Genomic DNA, 21,603 nt, shown 5'->3' with positions numbered 1-21,603 from the left:
GGGATGAACCCCCTTAGTTTTTTTAATTAGATTCCTTGGTAGAAGTCAATTACTTCACCTGGAGCTACTGTTACAATTGCTTTCTTGATCGTAGAAGTACGTCCAGAAGTGACTTTCGTACGTGTAGACTTGGATTTTACTTTTCCAATCTGACGCATTGTTTTCACATCTTGAACATCAACACCGTACATCTTCTTCACCTCTTTGGCAATCTCAATCTTATTTGCTGTCAACTCAACAACAAACGTGTATTGGCCTTTCTCTTGCATGGCTTGCGACTTTTCAGTCAAGGCCGGACGTTTAATAATGCCCATTTTTATTTTCGTTTATAACAGAAAAACTTCTGTCAATTAGTTACTGAATGATGACTCAATTTTTTCAATCGCTGCAGTCGTGATTAACAACTTACCTGCGTTCACTAAATCGTATGTGTTCACATCTCCTGCGGTTGTTACCTTAGTCTTAGGAACGTTACGACCAGATAATACAACATTCTTGTCTACTTCTGGAGTGATCAATAATGTCTTTGTGTTATCTAATTGAAGCGCCTTTAACATCGCTAAATACGCTTTCGTTTGTGGTGTTGCGAAAGAAACTGAATCCAAGATCGCGATATCTCCACTTTGAGCCTTAGCAGCTAAAGCTGATTGGCGAGCCAATGCTTTCACTTTCTTGTTCAACTTGAAGTGGTAATCACGTGGGCGTGGTCCGAAGATACGTCCACCACCTTTCATCAAAGGAGATTTCATTGAACCTGCACGCGCACCACCCGTACCTTTTTGTTTCTTAATCTTGCGAGTCGAGCGAGAAACTTCTGCACGCTCTTTCGCTTTGTGTGTTCCTTGACGTTGGTTAGCTAAATATTGCTTCACATCTAAGTAAACCACATGCTCGTTAGGAACGATACCAAAGATTTCGTCAGAAAGAGTAATTTTCTTTCCGGTATCTTTTCCTGCTATGTTATATACTGATAATTCCATGTTTCAGAATGTCTATTGTTTAGGCTAGGCCCAATTTTTAATTTTCAATGATTACGTATGAGTTCTTAGCTCCAGGTACTGATCCAGAAACTACTAATAAGTTTTTCTCTGGATAGATTCTCAAAACTTGTAAGTTTTGAACCTTTACACGATTACCACCTGTACGACCCGCCATGCGTAAGCCTTTAAATACACGAGATGGGAATGAACACGCACCAATTGAACCCGGGTGACGACCGCGGTTATGCTGACCGTGAGTTTGACCACCCACACCGGCAAATCCGTGACGCTTAACAACACCCTGGAAACCTTTACCTTTAGAAGTACCCACTACGTCAACGTAAGTGTCTAGCTCTAACATCTCAACAGTTAAAACATCCCCTAATGCAAGAGGTTGCTCAAACGTGCGAAATTCTACCAATTTCTTCTTGGGAGTTGTATTTGCTTTTTTGAAGTGACCCAACAAAGATTTTGTTGTGTGCTTTTCTTTTTTCTCACCGTAGCCGATTTGAACAGCGTTATAGCCTTCTTTCTCTACAGTTTTCACTTGTGTAACCACACAAGGACCGGCTTCAATTAGCGTACATGGAACAGCTTTACCGTCTTCCATGTATAGGCTAGTCATTCCGACTTTTTTACCAATAATTCCTGACATAATATGTTAATATTTAAAATATAAATATGCTTACAAGGCTATCGTGGCTTGTTGTAAGACTTTTATTCAAAATCATCGTTCAACTGAACGTGATATAGGAATCTAAACAATAAAAAAAAGCAGAATTGGTATAAGGCGACAAGATGGGTTCACTGTGGATAACAGTGAAAAAACACCTTGTGTAGCTTAATATTTAATTAATGGGCTGGGCATTCAACGGTCATCAATCAATACCAGTTCTAACACAAAAATCAAGCTTTCCTCGATTTAAGACCTGTTTGACATGCATTTTATGTGTTTTAAATAAATTCGGGAAGTTCTGCCAACCTCTCTCTGAATAAAAAACTGCGTTTGTCGAACGGGAGTGCAAAGGTAGGAAAAAAAATAATACAAACAAGGGGGTGGGTAAAAATATTTTGAGAATCAAGCAATTAGTAGTCAGTATCCAGTAGTCAGTATCCAGTAGTCAGTAATCAGTAGACGACATACTAAAGTGAATCGTGGATGCTTGTTAATTAGGGTAGAGATAAGTGAGTAAAGAGTAGTGATGGTAAATGATGAATTGTAAATGGTTAATGGACCCTCCGGGCTTTCCACTGATTAATGACTACTGGATACTGACTACTGATTACTGACTACTGGATACTGACTACTGCCGCCAGGCCCCAAAATTGGATTTTTCTCATATTCCCCCTCGAAAAATCAATAATTGTTTGTATTTTTGAGCTTTAGTTGCTGAAAATCAGGCAGTTTTTATTTATTTCCCAAGAAAAAAAAGCATTATGTCAAGTTTATCCAATCAAACAGGAGTGTTGCACGGAGATGCGGTTCAAGAGTTATTTGAAATCGCTAAGAAAAATCAATTCGCTTTACCAGCGGTTAACGTAACAGGTACAGATACTGTAAATGCAGTATTAGAAGCAGCGAAAGCGGTGAATTCTCCGGTAATCATCCAATTCTCTAACGGTGGTGGTATTTTCTACGCTGGAAAGACGCTTTCTAACGAGAATCAAGCAGCGGCAATCGCTGGTTCGATTTCTGGCGCTTACCACGTTCACCAAATGGCGAAAGCATACGGTGTTCAAGTAGTTTTACACACAGACCACTGCGCGAAAAAATTATTGCCTTGGATCGACGGTTTATTAGATGCGGGTGAGAAATTCTTCGCTGAGACGGGACAACCTTTGTTCTCTTCTCATATGATTGATTTGTCTGAGGAGCCTTTGGAAGAAAACTTAGAAATCTGCGCTAAATATTTAGAGCGTATGTCTAAAATGGGCATGACCTTAGAAATCGAATTAGGTGTTACTGGTGGTGAAGAAGATGGCGTGGATAACTCTGATGTAGATTCATCTAAATTATATACACAACCGGAAGAGGTGGCTTATGCTTATGAAGTATTGTCCAAAATCTCTCACCGTTTCACGATCGCTGCGGCATTCGGTAACGTACACGGAGTTTACAAGCCGGGTAACGTGAAGTTGCAACCAGTGATTTTGAAGAACTCACAAGAATTCATCAAAGAGAAATATAGCTTAACAGCTGAGAAACCAATCAACTTCGTATTCCACGGTGGTTCTGGTTCATCTCGTGAGGAAATCCGTGAGGCATTATCTTATGGTGCTATCAAAATGAATATCGATACAGATACGCAATGGGCGTTCTGGGAAGGTATCTTAGGATTCTACAAAGCAAATGAGGCTTATTTACAAGGCCAAATCGGTAACCCAACTGGCGAGGATTCTCCGAATAAGAAATACTATGACCCACGTGTTTGGTTACGTAAGGGCGAAGAGACTTTGGTAGCTCGTTTAAAAACAGCTTTCGAAGACTTGAACGCTACGAATGCGAATCAATATCTATAGTCGCGGAGCGACTACTCAGTAGTCAGTATCCAGTAGACAGTAATCAGTAGACAGTAATCAGTAAAAGCCGGAACAATGTTCCGGCTTTTTTGGTTTTAGTAGATTATAGAGTAGAGAGTATAGAGAAAAGATAATAAATCTCGAACTTTGCACCCGTCTACCGACTACCGACTACTGTTTACTGGATACTGACTACTGTTTACTGTCTTATGAAAACCGAACTACACCCCTCTCACACCCGCGGAACCGCCGATCACGGCTGGTTGAAGACCGCTTTTAGTTTTAGCTTTGCTGGTTATTATAATCCGGCGCGCATTCATTTCGGTGCGTTGCGCGTACTGAATGATGATTTTATTGCGGCGGGGATGGGCTTTGGCAAACATCCGCATGATAATATGGAGATCGTAACCATTCCGATGAAAGGCGCGGTGGCGCACGAGGATTCGATGGGAACGAATGGCATTATTAATGCGGGGGATGTGCAGATTATGTCTGCAGGCTCTGGGATTTACCATTCGGAGTTTAATGCGAGTCAAACAGAAGGTTTGGAACTGTTCCAAATCTGGGTCATGCCTAAGCTGAAAAATATCACTCCGCGCTACGATCAGCGCACGTACAATCCAGCCGATTTTAAGGGACAATGGAAGACGGTGGTTTCGCCACTGGGCACGGACATTGATTCATTGCAGGTAAATCAAGATACGTATTTTAACATGACTGAAATTTCGGAAGGTGAGAGCCTGAGTTATGCGTTGCATGGCGCACAGCAAGGGGCATTTGTCTTTGTGATTGAAGGCGGAATTGAAGTGGCTGGCGAGAAACTGGGACGTAGGGATGCCATCGGGATTTCCGAAACAGAAACCATTGAAGTAAAGGCTTCAACAGCGGGCACGAAGGTGTTGTTGATTGAGGTACCAATGGTTTGGTAGATTTAACAATAGAGTAATATTCTCTTAATAGGGAGGTTAAAGTGATGGCCTATTTTTGGTAAACCAAATAGGCAAACATGGGCCATCATTCACAACCCACCTACAAAACGATCGTCATCTCAGACTTGCATTTAGGTAGCAAGGGAGCTAAAGCAGCCGAGGTAAACGAATTCTTACGCGCACATTCGTGCCACCAACTCATTTTAAACGGCGATATTATCGACGGCTGGCAACTGAAAAAAGGAGGCAGCTGGAAGAAGAAGCACACGGCCTTTTTCCGTTGTGTATTAAAGATGATGGACAAGTGGGATACGGAGGTGATTTATTTGCGCGGCAATCATGATGATTTCTTAGAGCAAGTACTTCCGTTGAAAATTGGAAAGCAGTTTTCGATTCGCCAGGACTATATGTTGAAGAGTTTTGGCAAGAAATACTTCATCACTCACGGCGATATTTTCGACAGCATTACCAGCCAAATGAAATGGCTAGCCTATTTAGGCGATATCGGTTACACGTTCTTGTTGTGGCTGAATAAATGGTATAATCAATACCGCACGTGGCAAGGCAAGCCTTATTACTCTTTATCACAGGTGATTAAGCAGAAAGTGAAGGCTGCGGTGAACTTCATCTCGGATTTTGAGGAGAAATTAGCGGAGTTAGCGAAGGCCAAAGGCGCGGATGGCATCATCTGTGGCCATATTCACAAGGCTGAAATCAAAATGATCGACGGAATCGCCTACATGAATTCTGGCGACTGGGTGGAATCATTGACGGCCTTAGTGGAAACACACCAGGGGGAATGGCAAATCATCGAATTCCCGCTGTATAATTTGAAAGCAGAGTTAAACGAAATTTTAGGCGAGGCAATCGCTGTGTAAGATGGGAAAGTTCATATTTACCGTACAAGGCGAGGGTCGCGGGCATTTAACGCAAGCGATCTCCTTCACACAAATTGCACGCGAGGCGGGTCACGAAGTGATCGGTTATGCAGTGGGATCTTTTCAGGGACGTAAAATACCGTCGTTTTTCCTTGACTTTATTGGAGATACGCCGGTGCTACAATACGAGAGTCCGTCCATTATTTTTGGGAATGGAAAATCGGTGCAACTTTTTAAAACAGCGGCGCAGGCTTTCACGAATTTCAAGACTTTTTGGAAAAGCGCTACACAACTAGAGGCGTTTGTGAATGAATTGCAACCAGACGGAATCGTGAACTTCTATGAGTCCATCACGGGATTATATAAATTAAAATCGGGGTCCAAAATCCCCACGATGTCCGTGGGTCATCAATACCTTCTATTGAACAAGCATTTCGAAAGTATTCCAGAGAAGAAGATCGACCGGATGCTTTTAAATATGAATACGATGATCACGTCGATCGGTTCGAAGAAGCTGTTAGGCTTATCTTTCCGCCCGATCGATAACGACGCGAAGATTGAGGTGGTTCCTCCCCTATTGCGCCAGCAAGTAAAAAGCATCGTTCCGCAAGCGGGAGAGCGTTGGTTAGCGTATTTAACGCACTTCCGTTTATCAGAAGATATCATGGCGTGGTCAAACGCGAATCCGGAGGTAAAGTTGGATTGCTTTTGGGATAATCCCGCCCGAAAAGAAACCTACCACTATTCTGATTCCTTGACTTTTCATCCAATTGATGCGAAGAATTATTTGGCGAAAATGACGGAATGTGCTGGCTTAATTTCTACCGCCGGTTTTGAATCCGTTGCTGAAGCGATGTACCTAGGCAAACCAGCGATGATGGTTCCGGTGCCTAATCACATTGAACAAATGATCAATGCGTTTGACGGCGAGATGTCAGGCGCAGGAATTGGTGCCACTTCTTTCGATTTAAGCATTTTCAAGAACTACCTACCTTCTCACGTTTCAGTGAAAGATCAATACCAAGAATGGGTGGACAAATCCCAAAGCTTAATGGCGGGTCATTTAAGTGATTTAATTGCTCAGCCAGTTTATGTGGCAAACTTTGGCCAAAACCAAGGAACGGGTTTATCCGGGATGCTGGGCAGACGAAGATTCCGCTGGTCACAGTAAATTAAAAAGGCCAGCGAAATCGCTGGCCTCTATCTATTAGAAGTTAACCTGAGCTTGCAAGCGGAGCATGTTCCCTGATTGCAAGTTTTCTTGTAGTTTGAAATCCTCTGCTCGTTTTGTCGCCATGGTATACATGGCAACTAGCTCAACGTTTTTGTTTGGTTGCCATTCTATCCCTAGTTCTGTTTCATCCACGCGGTAACTACGTGCATCTAATTCGTGCTTTTTCCCTCCCTCATAATGCTGAACACGTACGAATGGGATTATCACCTGTTTTTTCCAATCTATTTTATAGGATGCGGTCACGTAGCCACCAGATAATTTTTGATTCTCAATAGCATCAGTTGCTTTGTTAAATTCTGGTCCTGTACCCACATTGTATTCAGCTTGAATTCCAAAGGGCTTAGGATATAGCACAAAACTCGCAGCATAACGCTCATCTAAATATGATTTGTCAGCCTTTGCTTTCACCCCTGCACTTAATTGATCAGAGGCCATTACCCACTGACCAGAATAGCCTTGAATACTCGCTTCAATGATTTGATTTTTGATCTGAACCGGATAAGAAAGGCGTGCTGCAATATGAGGCGCGTCGTTTAATTCAGGCTTGTTCGCTGTTTGGCCATTATAAGCACCTAAACCAAAAACGCCATAATCACCTGACCCTTTTAATCCATCCGCTACTAATGAAGAATATAATTTACGAACAGATGCTGGCGCCCAGTAAAAGAATACTCCTAAATCACGTTCGTTAGATACGGCACTATTCAAGGCATCGTTACGGTCTAATGGCAAACGATTTTGAGAGGATTGCATGTTTTCAAAGCCAAAAGGGACCTTACTTTGTCCTACTCTAAAACGAAATTCGTTTTTTGCATCTAAACCTAGATCAAAATAAGCATCCCGAATCTGTCCAAAATGAAGAGAAGTAGAAGAGGCGCTACTCGCAAAATCCGGTTGGATGTAGAAATAGACACGCTCACTTACTTGGCCACTAAATATGATTCGAAGACGACGAACAAAAAACCCTCCATTATCACCAATGCTTTTATCGCCTTGTTCTGATTTTAGATTCGGATTTGTTTCAAAAAGTCGGTTGTAGCGAACTTGTGCATAACCGCGAATGGAGAAAGAATCGTACCATTTTTTAGGGGCTGGAGCAGTTTGTGCCTGGGCAGAAATCAGGCAAAGGCAAGCCAAGACTCCTGTTAGGAGAAGATTTTTTTTCATGATATATTGGTGTTTGTAAAAAAGAGGGGGATCCTATTCGAATCCCCCATGAATGTTTATTATGCGGCTATCCAGCGGAATAAAACAAATAAGGTAGCAGATAAAATAATCGTTACCGGCAAGGTTAAAACCCAAGCTAAAACAATGCTCTTAACGGTTCCTCCTTGTAAGTTCTTAATACCTTTTGAAGCTACCATCGTTCCAGCGATACCTGAAGACAAAACGTGTGTCGTAGAAACTGGCCACTTATAAGCTGTTGCTAAACCAATCGTTAAGGAAGCGATTAATTCTGCTGATGCACCTTGCGCATAGGTTAAGTGATTCTTTCCGATTTTCTCGCCTATCGTTACTACGATACGTTTCCAGCCGACCATTGTACCTAAACCTAAGGATAAGGCAACCATCCACATCACCCAAGCTGGTGCGAAATCCGTTACTCCAGCAATTCCAGATGAAGAGGAATTTCCATAACTAAAGAATGGAGCCTTGTCTCCTTGCGTAGCTTTCTTTAATGCTTTCTTATCTCCAGAGGATAAAGCCACTGATTCACTTTCTAGTAATTTCTTTGATTGCTTGTTGATCGTCAAAGCTGCATTACGAATATCAAACTTTTGAGTTGTAGTCAATGTCTTAGGTGTTACTCCTGTAGCGATAATCGCGCTCAAAGCAGTAGAAGACTTGACTAATTTGTGGTAGCTCTCCCGTTCTTTTTCCGACAACGGGATGGTATCAATTTTGGCAGTGATCATTTGCACTGTGGTTAAACTTTCCTTCACTTGAACCAAGTCAAGGTTTGTATTAACAGCAAAATAGCCTGGCAAGAAAGCAATTAAGATAACCATAACCAGACCGATCCCTTTTTGGCCATCATTACGACCATGAAAGAACGAAACTAACGTACAGGTCGTAATTAAGATAGCGCGAATCCACATGGGTGGAGGTGATTTCTTCTTAGGCTCTTTGAAGATCTCTTTGTTTTTAACAGTTTTCTTTAAAATATACATCAAAATGATAGCCGCGGCAAAACCGAATAATGGCGACAAAAGTAGTGCTTGTCCAATTTCAATAGCCTTGTCCCAGTTAATAGACGATATTCCTTTGTTTGAAGCTTCTGGCAACAAGGCATGTCCTACCCCGATACCTATAATTGAACCGATAAGCGTGTGTGAGCTTGAAGCAGGGATACCAAAATACCAAGTTCCCACATTCCATAAAATCGCAGAAAGCAATAACGCTAATGCCATGGCCATGGAATGGTATACATCAGCGTCCATGAGAAGTTCGGTGGGCAATAGCCCAATAATGCTCATGGTCACTCCTACACCTCCCGTCAGAAGACCTAAGAAGTTCATGAAACCAGACCAAACTACAGCTTGCGTAGGTTGCAAAGAATGCGTGTAAATAACAGTGGCTACTGCATTTGCTGTATCGTGGAATCCGTTTACGAATTCAAAGGCACAGGCCGCAAAAAGGCAGAAAAACAGTAGAAATACGAGCGTTGGGTCTAATCCGAACATGTTTAAAGGTTTATATTGGTGCTAATTGCAATGCAAAAATAAGGAACCCCATCTAATATAATGTTAAGGAATTGTTAATTGAATATTACCTAATTATTAATCACACCGAAAAGCCAATATTAAATTTTCTGTATTTGATTAAAACTTACTGCATTAAAGTTTCTTTTCCTGAAATCTTTACATAAGTTTGACGACAACTATAATCCCAATAAAATGAGTGAGGATAATAAAAAATTAACCGACCAACTAGTTCAAGCCATTCTTCCAAAGCTGAAAGGTTTAACTGAAAAAAACGCCAAAAAAGTCCTTAATGAGACGGAAAAGTCTATTACTTCGGTGGTCAAAAAATACAGTAAATTGATCGCAGAACAAGAGAAAGAAAAGGCTAAAGCGAAACACAAAGCGGAGAAAGACGCTAAAAAGAAGGCAGAAAAAGCAGCTAAAAAGAAAGAAAAGGAGGCTAAAAAACTAGCGAAAGCAAAATTACTTGCTGCTCTTATTGCAAAAGAGAGCCCAGCTAAACCAAAGGCACCTGCAACCGCTACAAAGCCTAAGCCTAGAGCGCGTACTCCTAAAGCCAAAAAATAAATAAAACTACATTTAACGTTCAAAGGGCAGGATTTCCTGCCTTTTTTCGTTTCGTCTCATCCCGGAAATTCATAATAATTTGATGAATTTGGCTTAACATCTAGGTAATATGTAAGTACTATTTTTGATAGAAATGATGCACGCTTTTGTCCTCAAAAGAGTGCCTAGAAAGTTCGAAAATGATCAAAAATAGAAAATACGACTTAATCGTGGTAGGCGGAGGAATAATAGGCACTTTTTGTGCCTACCATGCTTTAAAAAAGGGCAAATCCGTTCTCTTATTAGAAAAAGATAGTCAACCACACGAAGCTAGCATACGCAATTTTGGCCAAATTATACCCTCCGGACAATCGCTTGATAAATGGTTTCAATTAGGGAGAAAATCACTAAAAATTTACAAAGAACTACAAGAGGAATCCGCTATTTCATTGACCAAAAATGGCTCTTGGTATATCGCGTCAGATGAGCAAGAAATGGCAGTTTTAGAGGAAATGGCTAGTCAATTTCAATCTCTAGATTACGACTCAATGGTATTCTCTGCTGATGTTACTCTTGAAAAAAATCCAGCCTTAAATAAAGAATATGTGAAAGGCGGATTATTCCTATCTGAAGAGGCATCCATCAACCCCGTGTTATTAGTGCATCAATTGAGAGAGTTTTTAATTAAATACTTGGGACTACACTACCATCCCTCTTGCCCCGTCATATCAGTAGAAAAAAAGCGGGGGATTGCGATGATTAGTACCTCTAAAAAACAAACATTTTGGGGAGACCAGGTGATTTTAGCGAATGGGCACGACACCCAATTTTTACTACCAGAGCATTACCCAGCGACTGATGTAAGAATCTGCAAACTACAGATGATGCGATTAGTCCCACAAAGAATACAATTCAGCGCTAATTTATTGTCAGGCCTTTCCATCAGACGATATGAAAGTTTCAAATCCTGTCCTTCCTATGCTACATTGAAGACCTCTGATGAACAAAAAGTACTTCAATCCAAGGGAATCCACATTTTATTAAAACAAGCAGAAGATGGATCTATTATCCTCGGGGATTCTCACGAATACGTTTCAGCTAGCGATGAGTCACCATTAGGCTTTGAAATTAGTGCTGAAATCAATGAGTTAATATTGAGCGAAGCTAAAAAAATAGTTACACTAGACTCTTGGGAATTAGACTCTAACTGGATCGGCCACTACTTAGAGGCTAAACAGGCAGAGGTTTATACCAAAACGATAGACCAAGTCATACATATTGTAAATGGTATAGGCGGGAAAGGCGTTACCACCTCTCCTGGGTTTACCTATGAGTACATTCAACAGTTATACTCGATTTAATCTATCCCGTAATCCAACGGAAGAATAAGAATAACAAGGCCGAAAGCATAATGGTTACGGGCAAGGTTAAAACCCAAGCTAATACAATACTTTTCACCGTTCCACCTTGAAGATTTTTGATACCTCTTTGTGCAACCATCGTTCCCGCAATACCTGAGCTTAATACGTGAGTCGTACTAACAGGCCACTTATATGCCGTAGCTAAACCAATCGTAAGAGAGGCAATTAATTCTGCCGAAGCCCCTTGTGCATACGTCAAGTGGTCTTTACCAATTTTCTCCCCAATCGTTACGACGATGCGTTTCCAGCCGATCATAGTCCCAAGACCAAGTGACAAAGCTACCATCCACATCACCCAATTAGGGGCAAAATCAGTTACACCTGCCATACCAGTACTGGAGGAAGCTCCTAAGGTGAAAAATGGCGCTTTAGAACCAGCAGTTGCCTTTTTCCAGGCTGATTTATCGTTATCTGAAAGTGCCACTGACTCGCTCTCAATCAACTTTTTTGAATATTTATTGATCGTTAATGCGGCCTTACGAATCGCAAATTTTTGATCTGTCGAAAGCGTAGATGGATTCAAGTTTTGAGCGGTGATGATAGATAAATCTGCTGAAGATTTTTTCAATTGCGCTAATCCATCTCGTTCTTTTGAAGATAAGGGAATCGTATCAATTTTAGCAGAAATAGTTTGTACAGTCGCTAAACTTGACTTCACCATTTGCATATCTAAGGTCGTATTGATGGCAAAATAACCAGGTAAGAACGCAATCAAAATAACCATCACTAAACCGATTCCCTTTTGGCCATCATTACGTCCATGAAAAAAGGAGACCAAGGTACAAGTAGCGATTAGTAAAGAGCGAATCCACATTGGTGGCGGCGACTTTTTCTTAGGCTCTTTGAAAATCTCCTTATTAGTCACCGTTTTCTTTAAGATATACATTAAGATAATGGCCAAAGCAAAGCCAAACAATGGCGATAACAACAAGGCTTGACCTATTTCGATCACTTTATCCCAATTCAATGCGGATATCCCTTTGTTTGAATCTTCTGGTAACAGTGCATGACCTACACCGATACCGATAATCGAACCAATCAAAGTATGCGAACTAGAAGCAGGGATGCCTAAATACCAAGTCCCTAGGTTCCATAAAATAGCTGAAATTAACAAAGAAAGGGCCATAGCCATCGAATGGTAGACATTCGTATCGACAAGTAACTCCGTAGGCAGTAGTCCGATAATACTCATCGTAACTCCCACACCACCGGTTAATAGACCAAGGAAGTTCATAAATCCAGACCAAACAACAGCTTGTGTTGGACGTAAGGAATGGGTGTAAATGACTGTGGCAACGGCATTAGCCGTATCGTGAAAACCATTCACAAATTCAAATGCACAGGCTGCAATTAAGCAAAAGCAAAGCAGAAAAAACAAAGTAGGATCTAATCCGAACATAGCCAATTGATGGTAAAAATATGATTACTCTAAGGTAAGGGACAATTGAAATACACGTGTTAAGGAATTGTTAAATCCCTATTTTACTTCACTCTTAAATGTGACTCCAATAGCTTTTGCGGCCTTATGAATTAAGTCTTTTTGATAGACTTGTTCTTTCAATTTCACTTCGCCTAAAGCAGGAACATTCGCCCCTATCATCGCATACCAAATCTGGTAGCAATCCTTTACACTATCGCCGTGGGATGTCCATTGTGATTTAATCGCATCTCCGCGACCGTGGTCCGTCGTTATTAAAAGGGTTGTCTTCCCTTTATAATCTGGATCAGCATTCACAAAATCCCAAATCTCTCCTACCCACGCATCAAATTGATGAGCCGCATCTAAATAGTGATTGTAAGCCCCTTCGTGCGCAAATTCATCCGTTTCTCCATATGAAATATAGAGTGCTTTCGGCTTATTCTTTTTTAAATAATGCATCGCCTTGAAATGGGTAAATGCATCTAATGATTCTGCCATACCAAAAGGCTTGAACGATTCTTTCAACATCTTCGATAACAACTTCATCTCGGGATCTTTCTCTAATTCTGGATACGAATCAAAGGCATTAACCACCGGAAAACCAGCTCTTTTCTCATTCAAAATACGATCAAAAGCATCCCAAGCTCCGAAAGCGGCCACCTTACCTTTATAGGCTGGTAAGGAGTTCAAGTATTCAAAAAAGTTCGTATTCGGATTAGGCTTATACTCATTTGAATTCACCGCCGTATCTACTTGACCCGTTAAAATCTCACTATATCCGGGATATGAAAACCAATAGGGATTCGCATTGTCTACTTGACTTCCTTCTTTTCTATTTCCATGCAACTGGCCAGAAGCAGCTAAATTCCCCCAGAAAAAAGGCATCAATTTTTTACGTCTTTCTTGTAAAGAGGGAGACCAATACTGGGCGATTAACCGAGCAGAGTCACCGTGATGAAAGCGCTTCATTTTCACAAGGGAAGTATCGATACCGTTGAATAATTCTTGCCAACGAAAGCCATCTGTCGTGATGACGATGACGCGGGCATCAGAATCATTTTTTTGAGCCAAAATACAGAACGGAAGAAAGAAAAATAAGTAAAGTAGCTGTTTCATCGTTTGGTTTAAAAGGTAGGGCTAAGTTAGACAAATAATTAGAATTTCACTCTTGTCCCGTTTAAACAAGAAATGCCGATGAGAATCTCACCGGCATTTTCTGTATTACACCAATATATTATCTTATTGACCTTTTACTGGGAAACGTGTCCAGCCTGTAGTCCAGCTTGGTTTTTCCAATTTCAAGATCTCGGCATCTGTCGATTCGATTTCCGAATTACCATCAGCTAAAGCCTTCGTCTTTACATCAGCAGAAGTAATGACAGCTGACTTACTGATAAAATTCAAAGCTGCATTAGGCGTGTAAGTGCCAATCTTGTTGTTTTTGAAAGTAGAAACTCCATCCTTATAGGCTTGTGCCGTTTCGTTACTTTCTAAACTGAATCCACCTTTCATATATCCAATGAATGTGGAATTGCTTACTTCGAATTGAGTAGCACGTCTCCAACGCATCGCTAAATTATGATTAGAAAGTGCTGCTGCATTATTTGGCCCAATTAAAGTCATATTATCTAGAACTGGACGTGTGAATGGAGTAGCGACAGAACCTGTTCCATCATTATCACATTCGATTCCATTACCCGCATCACCCGTGTCTACAAAAGCTGGGTCGCGTCTTGAAATAGAGAAGGATACTTTACCTGTAAAACCAAAATCAAAATCAAAATCATCATCAGCTGTCGCAAAAGCGTACAAATACTTAGGAGAAACCGTTCCTCCGAAGAATTCAAATGCATCATCATTCGCATAAATCGTCTGTACATTCTCGATGACAGTTTTGCTACCTACCGCTCCGAAAGTCAAGGCATTGATTTCAGAGTTAGGCAATGCCGCGATACCTGCGTATTCAATACGTACATATTTCATCACGCCGCTGTTATCTTCGTTATCCGTTCCACCATAGGCACGACCAATACCGCCCTCGATAGTAGGCTCAGAGGTACGGTTCGTCTTCGCTCTTCCTAAGATGACGATTCCACCCCAATCGCCTGGAGCACGCTCGCCAGCTGGTTTACCAGACGTAAAGACGATAGGCTTTGCAGCTGTTCCCTCTGCTTGAATTTTTGCACCTCTTTCGATACATAAAGCACCTTTTTCTGAGATGTCACTTTTGATAACAGTACCCGGTTGAATAATAAGGGTAGCTCCATCGGTTACATAAACGTAGCCTTTTAATGTCCATTCCTTATCCGCAGTTAAGGTCGTAGTGGCTGTAATGTTTCCACTCAAGGTTGTGGTGGAAGGCACATTAATAGGAGCGATTTCGCCTCCTAAATCTTTTGAACAGCTAAAGGTGGCTGTCGCAGCTAAAATGAAAACAAGTAGTTTTTTCATGTCTATAAATTGAAATTAACGGTGAGTGAAACAGATGTTTCGTTGTTTGTTTTAATTAAATCACGTGAGGGCTTTTGGTAGAAAGTAGTAGGCTGAGCTAAGATGTCGCTCACCGCTAACTTAATTTCTCCTTTTGAAAACTTATGTAAGAAAACGATATCAATAACGTCTCTTGAATTTTCAAAAATATCTGGGTAACCTTGGAAACCTACGGAAGCGATGCGATCGCCTACTCGGTTATAGGTTAAATTCATCGTATTGTTTCCTTTGTGGAAGTTCAAACCTCCATTCAATGCATAATTAGATTGGCCTTGAAGCTGGCGTTTTACCCCTTGAACTTCTACCTCCGATTGAATCAACGCCATGTTAGAGTATAAATCTAACCAAGAGTTAATCGCTTTTCTAAATTCCATTTCCAAGCCATAGACTAAAGCAGATGGTGGATTCGTATACGTTAAAGCTAGATTAGAAGGAACAGAACCATCTGCTACAATTTGCTCAATAGGCTTAATGAATTTCTTACCAAAAACACCCACTGAGAAGATTTCTCCCGCTTTTGGATATAATTCCCATTTGAAATCAATGTTGTAGATATCTGACTTTTCCAAATCCTTATTACCCAATAACTGCGCATTACGTACGAAGTCATAGTAAGCAAAATTCGCAACTTCACGGAACTCTGGTCTCGCTAAGGTTTTGCTAAGCGATGTTCTCCATTTCGTTTTTTCCGTCGCAGAGTAGGTTAAGTTTAAGGATGGCAAAAGATCTAAGTATTCTCTTTCCACATTCACTTTTTGACCACTAAAGTCAGCCGTTGCGATATTAAAGAGGTTATACTCTGTACGAAGACCCGTATTCAACTTGAATAATCCCATCTCTTTTTCATACATCACAAATCCATTCGCTAAGTCGAAATCAGCCGTATAACGATCCGTATTATTCGTTACCTCACCTAACATGTCAATGGTTTCGTAACGGAATACACGGGCTTTGAAGTTTCTGTATTTCTTCAAGTATCCTACCCCTACTTTGAAATCCCCTAAGGATTTATTAATCGCTGCATTTCCCGCATTTTCATCCATCACACTCCAGAAACGGTAAGTGTCTCTCCAAGCAGTCAAATAAGGATTGCCTGAGTTTAAATACGAAGCAGTAGGATTAACTCGGTAATCAGGTTGATCACGAAGCATTAAATTATATCCGATGTTAAAATCCCAAGTCTTGATTTTTGCGTCAAACTGCGTATTAACCACCATTTTACGGATGGCATTAGATGAATTACTGTAGATGTTCTGTACGTTATCGTAATTTTCACCCGTTCTATTCAAGAAATAATCTTCTGTTTGGTAGTTAGCTAGAGTCTTCCAGCTGTAACGGTTTTGGCCCAAATAAACCACATTCAATAAGCCACTTAGGGACTTCGTTTGCGAGAAGTTAATATCCTTGTATTTGTAAGCTAAGTCAGTGGAAGATAAGTAATCAATACGCTCTGTCGTAGAGGAAGAAAACGTGTTTCTCGCTGTAGAGCTAAATAATACGTTCCAGTTATTTCTTTTTACACCAAAAGCCACACTCCCATTGAAGTTAGGAAGGCTAGAAGACTCTGTAATACCAGGAGTCGCAATCAACTTCGTATATGCTCGCTTGTCACCATTTCCACTAATTCTGAAAGCGTTTGTGGAAGGGAAAGTAGAAGGGAATTCAACAGATTCAATTAATTTGAAATCCTTGAAAGTAGAAAGAGAGCCATAGCTTACACCTAAAGAAGCAGAGGCAAAATCGCCTGAAACTTCTTTGGTCGTGATTTGTACTAAACCGCCTGCAAAATCACCAGGAAGGTTTGCTGCAGCGCCTTTGTTAATAATAATGTTATCAATTAAAGCAGTAGGAATAATGTCAAATGAAAAGGCACGACGATCTGGCTCTGTGGAAGGCAATTGTGTCTTATTCAATAAAGCAGAGTTATAACGATCCGCTAAACCACGTACTAATACGAATTTATCATTTTGAATGGTTACACCACTCACACGCTTCAAGGCATCACTCACATTTCTATCGGGTGTCTTCTTAATAGACTCAATGGAAAGACCATCCGCCACGATGAAACTAGATTTTAATGTATTGATCAAGGCAGTAGCCGTTTCTTTTTTAGCCACCGTCTTCACTACGACATCCGCTAATAACTTACTGTCTTCTTCTAACTCAATCGTAACCGAAACCGGTTCATTCGCTACCTTAAATGCAGCATTTGCATACTCTTTAAAACCAACATAACTAGAGCTTAAGGTATAAGTTCCTGGGGCTACATTAGCAAAAGTAAACTTTCCGTCGATGTCAGTAGATGCTCCTTGATTTTTACCTGTTGATGGATTTTTCAACCAAACGGTTACTCCTACTAGGGTTTCTTTAGAAGATTTAACTACTCCGGTCACATTTACCTGAGAAAACGCGATAAATGGAAATAATAGAACTAAAATGAGGCACTTAAATGACTGTTTCATAAAATTGGTGTGATACGAATAATGTTGACATGTTTTAATCATGGCACAAAATTAGATCTCACCCAATCTGAATTGATTAAGCCATTGTTAGGCTATTGTTATCTACTTGTTAAATAGAAGTGACTTTCTTAATAATTCCATAACATAGAGATTTTTCGAATAAAATTTCACTTTTCTACACTGTTTTATGGTACTATTTCAAGTTTTTGCATTTTTTATAGAAGAACTTTCTTAGAAAAGTGAAAATTAACACGGATTTAATTTGCAGGTAATGCGAAAGGACTAGTTTTGAGTCAACAAACGGAAATCATTCCGCCTAAGTTTATTAAAATCAAGCATTATGAAAAAGTACACATTTGCTGCCCTATTTTTCGCAGCCAGCCTGTTTGTCGTTTCTGCCGCTACTGGAGCAGAATTATCGCTTCCCGTGAACATCGAATCTGTAGGTAAATTGAAATATATGGTGTCTGTCAAAGCAGGAGCCACGGTCGTCATCTACGATGGAGAAAATAACGAGATTCACAAGGAAGCTATCACAACGCAAAAATTGTTCAATTTAGCGGGATTATCTGACGGAAGCTACCGTATGGTCGTGTTAGATATGCGTAAAAACGTGATCACTTCTAAGTCGTTTACGATCAAAACGGAAGTGAAGCGCGATATCGTCGCGATGAACTAATTTACCCAACATCAACAAATTATAGTGAAAGATTAAGGGGTAAAAAGGCGGACCAGTGGTTCGCCTTTTTCTTTTTAACTGAGTTCTTTGCTCTTGATTTTATGCAATAAAAACACAGCCACCAAAATAGGAAGCGAGAAAATCAGAAAGCGACCTGCCACGGACATCCCACTATCAGTCAGTAGGCCAAAGACGGTGGGTCCCAAAATTGCTCCAAAACGGCCCGCCCCCATCGCTAATCCCACCCCCGTCGAACGGATTGCCGCTGGGTAAATGCGTGTTGCGGCTGGATAGAAACTATTAAATCCGCCTTGCACTAAAAAGCCGATGAAGAAGACCAGTGTCAGGTTTATCACATAATCCAGCTTCACATTTCCATAAAAATTCATCAACACAAAGGCGATGATGAAGAAAAGAGTCATCGTTTTCTTGATGCCAATTTGACTAATCGCTAAACCCATCACAAAAACGCCTGTAAAGGCCCCAAAATTCAAGGTCATCCCCACGTAGGTGGCGAGTTCGAAGGGCATGCCGGATTGTTTGGCGAGCGTAGGTACCCAGCTGATCAAAGTGTATAAAGTCAAAAAGCCGAAGAAAATGGCGGTCCAAAGTAAGAGTGTGGCGGTTCTGTATTCTGAAGTAAAGAGTTCTTTTATCTTCGTCTTACTATGTTTCGATTCCGGCACGAATCCCGGGGATTCTGGCAGGAAGAAATAGACTAAGAGTAAAAGCGCAAACGAGAATGCACTCGCGATCAAAAAGGTCGCGCGCCAGCCTAAAAGCGGGAACACCCAGGCCACCACAAAACCCGTTAAAATCGCTCCCAAAGGCCAACCTCCTTGCACAATCCCCACATTGAAATCGCGGGTTTTATCGGTGGAAAACTCAGAGGCAACCGTGGCTAGATTAGGGAGGATTCCACCAATGCCTAAACCGGTGATGAATCTGAAAACCAGCAATGCATTTAATGATGGAGCGAAATAGACTAGCAACATGCCCACGCTGATTAGAAACAAAGAACCTAAAAACACCTTACGCCTTCCCCATTGATCCCCCAAAGGGGCAATCAAGAAACAGCCCGCGGTCATCCCCGCTAATCCCGCCGAAAAAACGTAACCTAGCTGCGCATTGTTCAAACCCCATTCTTTCATGATGTGTTCGCCAGCAAAGGAAACAAGCAAAACGTCTATTCCGTCGTTGAAATTGAGCAAAAAGCAGAGGGAGACTACGCCTATTTGGAGCCAAGACATCGAGTTTTTCATACGATTTGAACGACTATTTTTCCCGGATGTCCGTCAGTAGCCGCTTGTAATCCAGCCTGTACTTCCGCTAAAGGAATGTATTTTGAAATGATTTTATGCGGTTGAATTTTTCCGTCTTTGATCAGCTGAATCACGGACTGGAAATCTTCTGGATGATCGTAGATCAAAGATCCTTGGATCGAAATGCCTCGGCGAACTAAATCCAAGGGGGTAAAGCTAGCCTGCTTTTCGGATAAGCCTAAGAGAATCACACTGGCACCGCGCGGAGCATCAGCAATAAGCTGTGTAGTAGCAGCCGCCGAACCCGTACATTCGAAAATCACACGAATGTCTTCCGCTTTCCAATCACCTTTTAGGGCCCCGAATTCATATGCTTTCTCCTGCAAAACGGGATTCAAATCAGTCGCGAAGACGTGTAAACCTTGTTGCACCGCTAGATGTGTAATTAACATTCCGATGGCTCCAAGGCCTAGGACGTAGATGGCATCGCCTTTCGTGAGCGACGCTTTTTTTAATGCATTGTAAGCAACAGCCGTGGGTTCGATGGTCACAGCATCTTTCGAGGTAATAGAGTCTGGCAGTTTGTGAGCGAAATCTGCCGGAATCAGCACGTATTCCGCGAAACAACCGGGGGCGTTTAGACCGATGGTGCGTTTATTCGGGCAAACCGTAGCTTGTCCGCGGGCGCAATAGCTACATTCTCCGCAAGGCGCATTAGGGTCTATGACGACTCTTTCTCCTAGTTCGCGATTCACGCCCTCACCTTGCGCGTCGATGTAGCCCCAGCCCTCGTGGCCGATGATGGTGGGTTCAGGCAACGGACGATGGCCCCCAAAATAATGTATATCCGATCCGCAAATACCCACTTCCTGCAAGCGAATACGCAGCTGGCCGGGACCTGGATTTGGGATAGGGTGATCAACTAGTTCGATTTGCAAAGGTTTTACGAGAACGGCCGCTTTCATTACAGGATCTGATTGAATTCGATGATCTCGCCGTTCGGGCCTTTGACATTAAAGAAGCGCGTGCCGTTTTTCCAAAAAGCTAAAAAAGTGGGCTCTTTCTCGATAATATCAAATCCTGCCTTCTTCAAGGCTTCGAAAGCGTAATCTACATCCTCTACGTCGATCGCGAAATGGTCGATGTGACCGACTTTGCGTTGTTTGATTTCGGCTAATTGCTTTTCCGGCATTTGGTATAACTCCACGATCACCTCCTGATTTTTCATCATCACGCACGTCCCAAAACCACCGTCAAACTCAAAGGGCGATTCCATCACGTTCTCGAAACCGAGGCGTTCGTAGAAGGGAATGGAAATTTCCATGTTATGCACGGGAATCCCGATGTGTTGGATTTTATGGATAAAGTTGATTTTCATAGTTTTTGGAATTTGTTGCAAAATACTAAATTTTGAAAACTTAACACTGTTAATTAACTTTACGGTGTAATTTTGCAAACATGGGAATAGTCGCTAGAAAAGAGAAACAAAAACAAGAGATTCGATCCTTGATCCTAGAGGAATCGATGAAATTGTTCGTGGAAGAGGGCTTCAGCAAAGTGTCCGTCCGGAAGATTGCTGAACGCATACAATATAGCCCCACGACGCTATATCTGTATTTTAAGGATAAAAACGAGATCTTATTTTACTGCTGCGAGTCAGGATTTAAGAAGATGTTGGAGCAAAATATCGCTTTGGCCTTAATCAGCGATCCTATCGAACGCTTGCACCAGATGGGTGTGAATTACTTGAATTTTGGCCTAGAATATCCGGAATATTATGATTTGATGTTCATTCAGGAGGCCCCCATGTCCGCCTTAATCGATATGGGCGCAGGTTGGTCGAGTGGTGATCAAGCATTAGAGGCCTTGAAAATGATCGTGCAAGATGCGATGGACAAAGGATTAGTAGTCCCTGCCAAAGTGGAAACGGTGGCGATGGCGGTTTGGAGTATGGTGCACGGCCTGGTCTCCCTCTCGATTCGCCAGCGATTAGACAAATTAGTAGCGGCGGAAGAAGTCGAAAATACGATGCACGAGTCGCTGGATTGGTTATTGAAAACGATGAAAAAAGCCTAAC

20 protein-coding genes are annotated in these 21,603 nt (G+C 41.5%); 8 read left to right on the top strand and 12 right to left on the bottom strand.

All coding sequences use genetic code 11. The features are described 5' to 3' along the window. Positions 1-26: 26 nt before the first annotated feature. Genes rplW through rplC form a run of 3 tightly spaced genes read right to left on the bottom strand, consistent with a single transcriptional unit; the run spans position 27 to position 1,635 of the window. Complete coding sequence (gene rplW / locus G9X63_RS06095) at positions 27-314, bottom strand: 50S ribosomal protein L23 (RefSeq protein ID WP_130895444.1); 288 nt, start codon at positions 312-314, stop codon at positions 27-29. A gap of 36 nt (positions 315-350) precedes the next feature. Next, complete coding sequence (rplD, locus tag G9X63_RS06090; RefSeq protein ID WP_130895445.1) at positions 351-980, bottom strand: 50S ribosomal protein L4; 630 nt, start codon at positions 978-980, stop codon at positions 351-353. Between the two features lie 37 nt (positions 981-1,017). Then, the gene (gene rplC, locus G9X63_RS06085) at positions 1,018-1,635 is read right to left on the bottom strand and encodes a 50S ribosomal protein L3 (RefSeq protein WP_130895446.1); all 618 of its coding nucleotides are present in this window, start codon (positions 1,633-1,635) and stop codon (positions 1,018-1,020) included. A 782-nt stretch (positions 1,636-2,417) separates the two neighbouring features. Here rplC and fbaA point away from each other — a divergent pair. The 4 genes from fbaA (at position 2,418) to G9X63_RS06065 (ending at position 6,478) form a co-directional block, all read left to right on the top strand. Beyond that, positions 2,418-3,500, top strand: coding sequence for a class II fructose-bisphosphate aldolase (gene fbaA / locus G9X63_RS06080; protein ID WP_130922598.1), 1,083 nt, complete (start codon positions 2,418-2,420; stop codon positions 3,498-3,500). A 209-nt stretch (positions 3,501-3,709) separates the two neighbouring features. Then, complete coding sequence (locus tag G9X63_RS06075; RefSeq protein WP_252621923.1) at positions 3,710-4,429, top strand: pirin family protein; 720 nt, start codon at positions 3,710-3,712, stop codon at positions 4,427-4,429. A gap of 77 nt (positions 4,430-4,506) precedes the next feature. Continuing rightward, on the top strand, positions 4,507-5,307 hold the full coding sequence (locus G9X63_RS06070; RefSeq protein ID WP_130922596.1) for a UDP-2,3-diacylglucosamine diphosphatase: 801 nt from the start codon (positions 4,507-4,509) through the stop codon (positions 5,305-5,307). A gap of 1 nt (position 5,308) precedes the next feature. Then, entirely contained in the window at positions 5,309-6,478 is a 1,170-nt protein-coding gene (locus tag G9X63_RS06065; protein ID WP_252621921.1) for a glycosyltransferase family protein, read from the top strand. 36 nt (positions 6,479-6,514) lie between these two features. Here G9X63_RS06065 and G9X63_RS06060 read toward each other — a convergent pair whose 3' ends face one another. Further along, positions 6,515-7,708 (bottom strand): porin, encoded by a 1,194-nt coding sequence (locus G9X63_RS06060; RefSeq protein WP_252621919.1) that lies wholly within the window; start codon positions 7,706-7,708, stop codon positions 6,515-6,517. Between the two features lie 59 nt (positions 7,709-7,767). After that, the gene (locus G9X63_RS06055) at positions 7,768-9,225 is read right to left on the bottom strand and encodes an inorganic phosphate transporter (RefSeq protein ID WP_252621917.1); all 1,458 of its coding nucleotides are present in this window, start codon (positions 9,223-9,225) and stop codon (positions 7,768-7,770) included. 213 nt (positions 9,226-9,438) lie between these two features. On the opposite strand from G9X63_RS06055, the gene G9X63_RS06050 reads away from it, so the two are divergent. Next, on the top strand, positions 9,439-9,813 hold the full coding sequence (locus G9X63_RS06050; protein ID WP_252621915.1) for a hypothetical protein: 375 nt from the start codon (positions 9,439-9,441) through the stop codon (positions 9,811-9,813). A gap of 179 nt (positions 9,814-9,992) precedes the next feature. Next, positions 9,993-11,153 (top strand): TIGR03364 family FAD-dependent oxidoreductase, encoded by a 1,161-nt coding sequence (locus tag G9X63_RS06045; RefSeq protein ID WP_252621913.1) that lies wholly within the window; start codon positions 9,993-9,995, stop codon positions 11,151-11,153. A 1-nt stretch (position 11,154) separates the two neighbouring features. Here the strand turns inward: G9X63_RS06045 and G9X63_RS06040 are convergent, their stop codons facing one another. The 4 genes from G9X63_RS06040 to G9X63_RS06025 form a co-directional block, all read right to left on the bottom strand. Then, positions 11,155-12,612 (bottom strand): inorganic phosphate transporter, encoded by a 1,458-nt coding sequence (locus G9X63_RS06040; RefSeq protein WP_252621911.1) that lies wholly within the window; start codon positions 12,610-12,612, stop codon positions 11,155-11,157. A gap of 78 nt (positions 12,613-12,690) precedes the next feature. Beyond that, entirely contained in the window at positions 12,691-13,749 is a 1,059-nt protein-coding gene (locus tag G9X63_RS06035; RefSeq protein WP_252621909.1) for an alkaline phosphatase family protein, read from the bottom strand. Between the two features lie 123 nt (positions 13,750-13,872). Further along, positions 13,873-15,084, bottom strand: coding sequence for a T9SS C-terminal target domain-containing protein (locus G9X63_RS06030; RefSeq protein WP_252621908.1), 1,212 nt, complete (start codon positions 15,082-15,084; stop codon positions 13,873-13,875). Positions 15,085-15,086: 2 nt separating this feature from the next. After that, positions 15,087-17,585, bottom strand: coding sequence for an outer membrane beta-barrel protein (locus tag G9X63_RS06025; protein WP_252621907.1), 2,499 nt, complete (start codon positions 17,583-17,585; stop codon positions 15,087-15,089). Positions 17,586-17,925: 340 nt separating this feature from the next. On the opposite strand from G9X63_RS06025, the gene G9X63_RS06020 reads away from it, so the two are divergent. Beyond that, positions 17,926-18,264 (top strand): hypothetical protein, encoded by a 339-nt coding sequence (locus G9X63_RS06020; RefSeq protein ID WP_130895468.1) that lies wholly within the window; start codon positions 17,926-17,928, stop codon positions 18,262-18,264. A 74-nt stretch (positions 18,265-18,338) separates the two neighbouring features. Here G9X63_RS06020 and G9X63_RS06015 read toward each other — a convergent pair whose 3' ends face one another. The 3 genes from G9X63_RS06015 to G9X63_RS06005 are packed head-to-tail and all read right to left on the bottom strand — an operon-like array spanning position 18,339 to position 20,904. Further along, on the bottom strand, positions 18,339-19,526 hold the full coding sequence (locus G9X63_RS06015; protein WP_252621906.1) for an MFS transporter: 1,188 nt from the start codon (positions 19,524-19,526) through the stop codon (positions 18,339-18,341). After that, positions 19,523-20,491, bottom strand: a complete 969-nt coding sequence (locus tag G9X63_RS06010; RefSeq protein WP_252621905.1) for a zinc-dependent alcohol dehydrogenase — start codon at positions 20,489-20,491, stop codon at positions 19,523-19,525. Before G9X63_RS06010 ends, G9X63_RS06015 begins: the two co-directional genes overlap by 4 nt. Then, a complete protein-coding gene (locus G9X63_RS06005) occupies positions 20,491-20,904 on the bottom strand; it encodes a VOC family protein (protein ID WP_252621904.1) in 414 nt (137 codons plus the stop codon). The genes G9X63_RS06010 and G9X63_RS06005 overlap by 1 nt, the downstream gene beginning before the upstream one ends. An 80-nt stretch (positions 20,905-20,984) precedes the next feature. Between G9X63_RS06005 and G9X63_RS06000 the strand changes: the two genes are divergently transcribed. Next, positions 20,985-21,602: a TetR/AcrR family transcriptional regulator gene (locus G9X63_RS06000; RefSeq protein WP_252621903.1), complete on the top strand. Its 618-nt coding sequence runs from the start codon at positions 20,985-20,987 to the stop codon at positions 21,600-21,602. The last annotated feature ends 1 nt before the right edge of the window (position 21,603 follow it).

Source organism: Aquirufa antheringensis (genome assembly GCF_023921165.1).
Classification (GTDB): domain Bacteria; phylum Bacteroidota; class Bacteroidia; order Cytophagales; family Spirosomataceae; genus Aquirufa; species Aquirufa antheringensis.
Note: the sequence above shows the minus strand (reverse complement) of the source record. Positions and strands in the feature narration are given on the sequence as shown.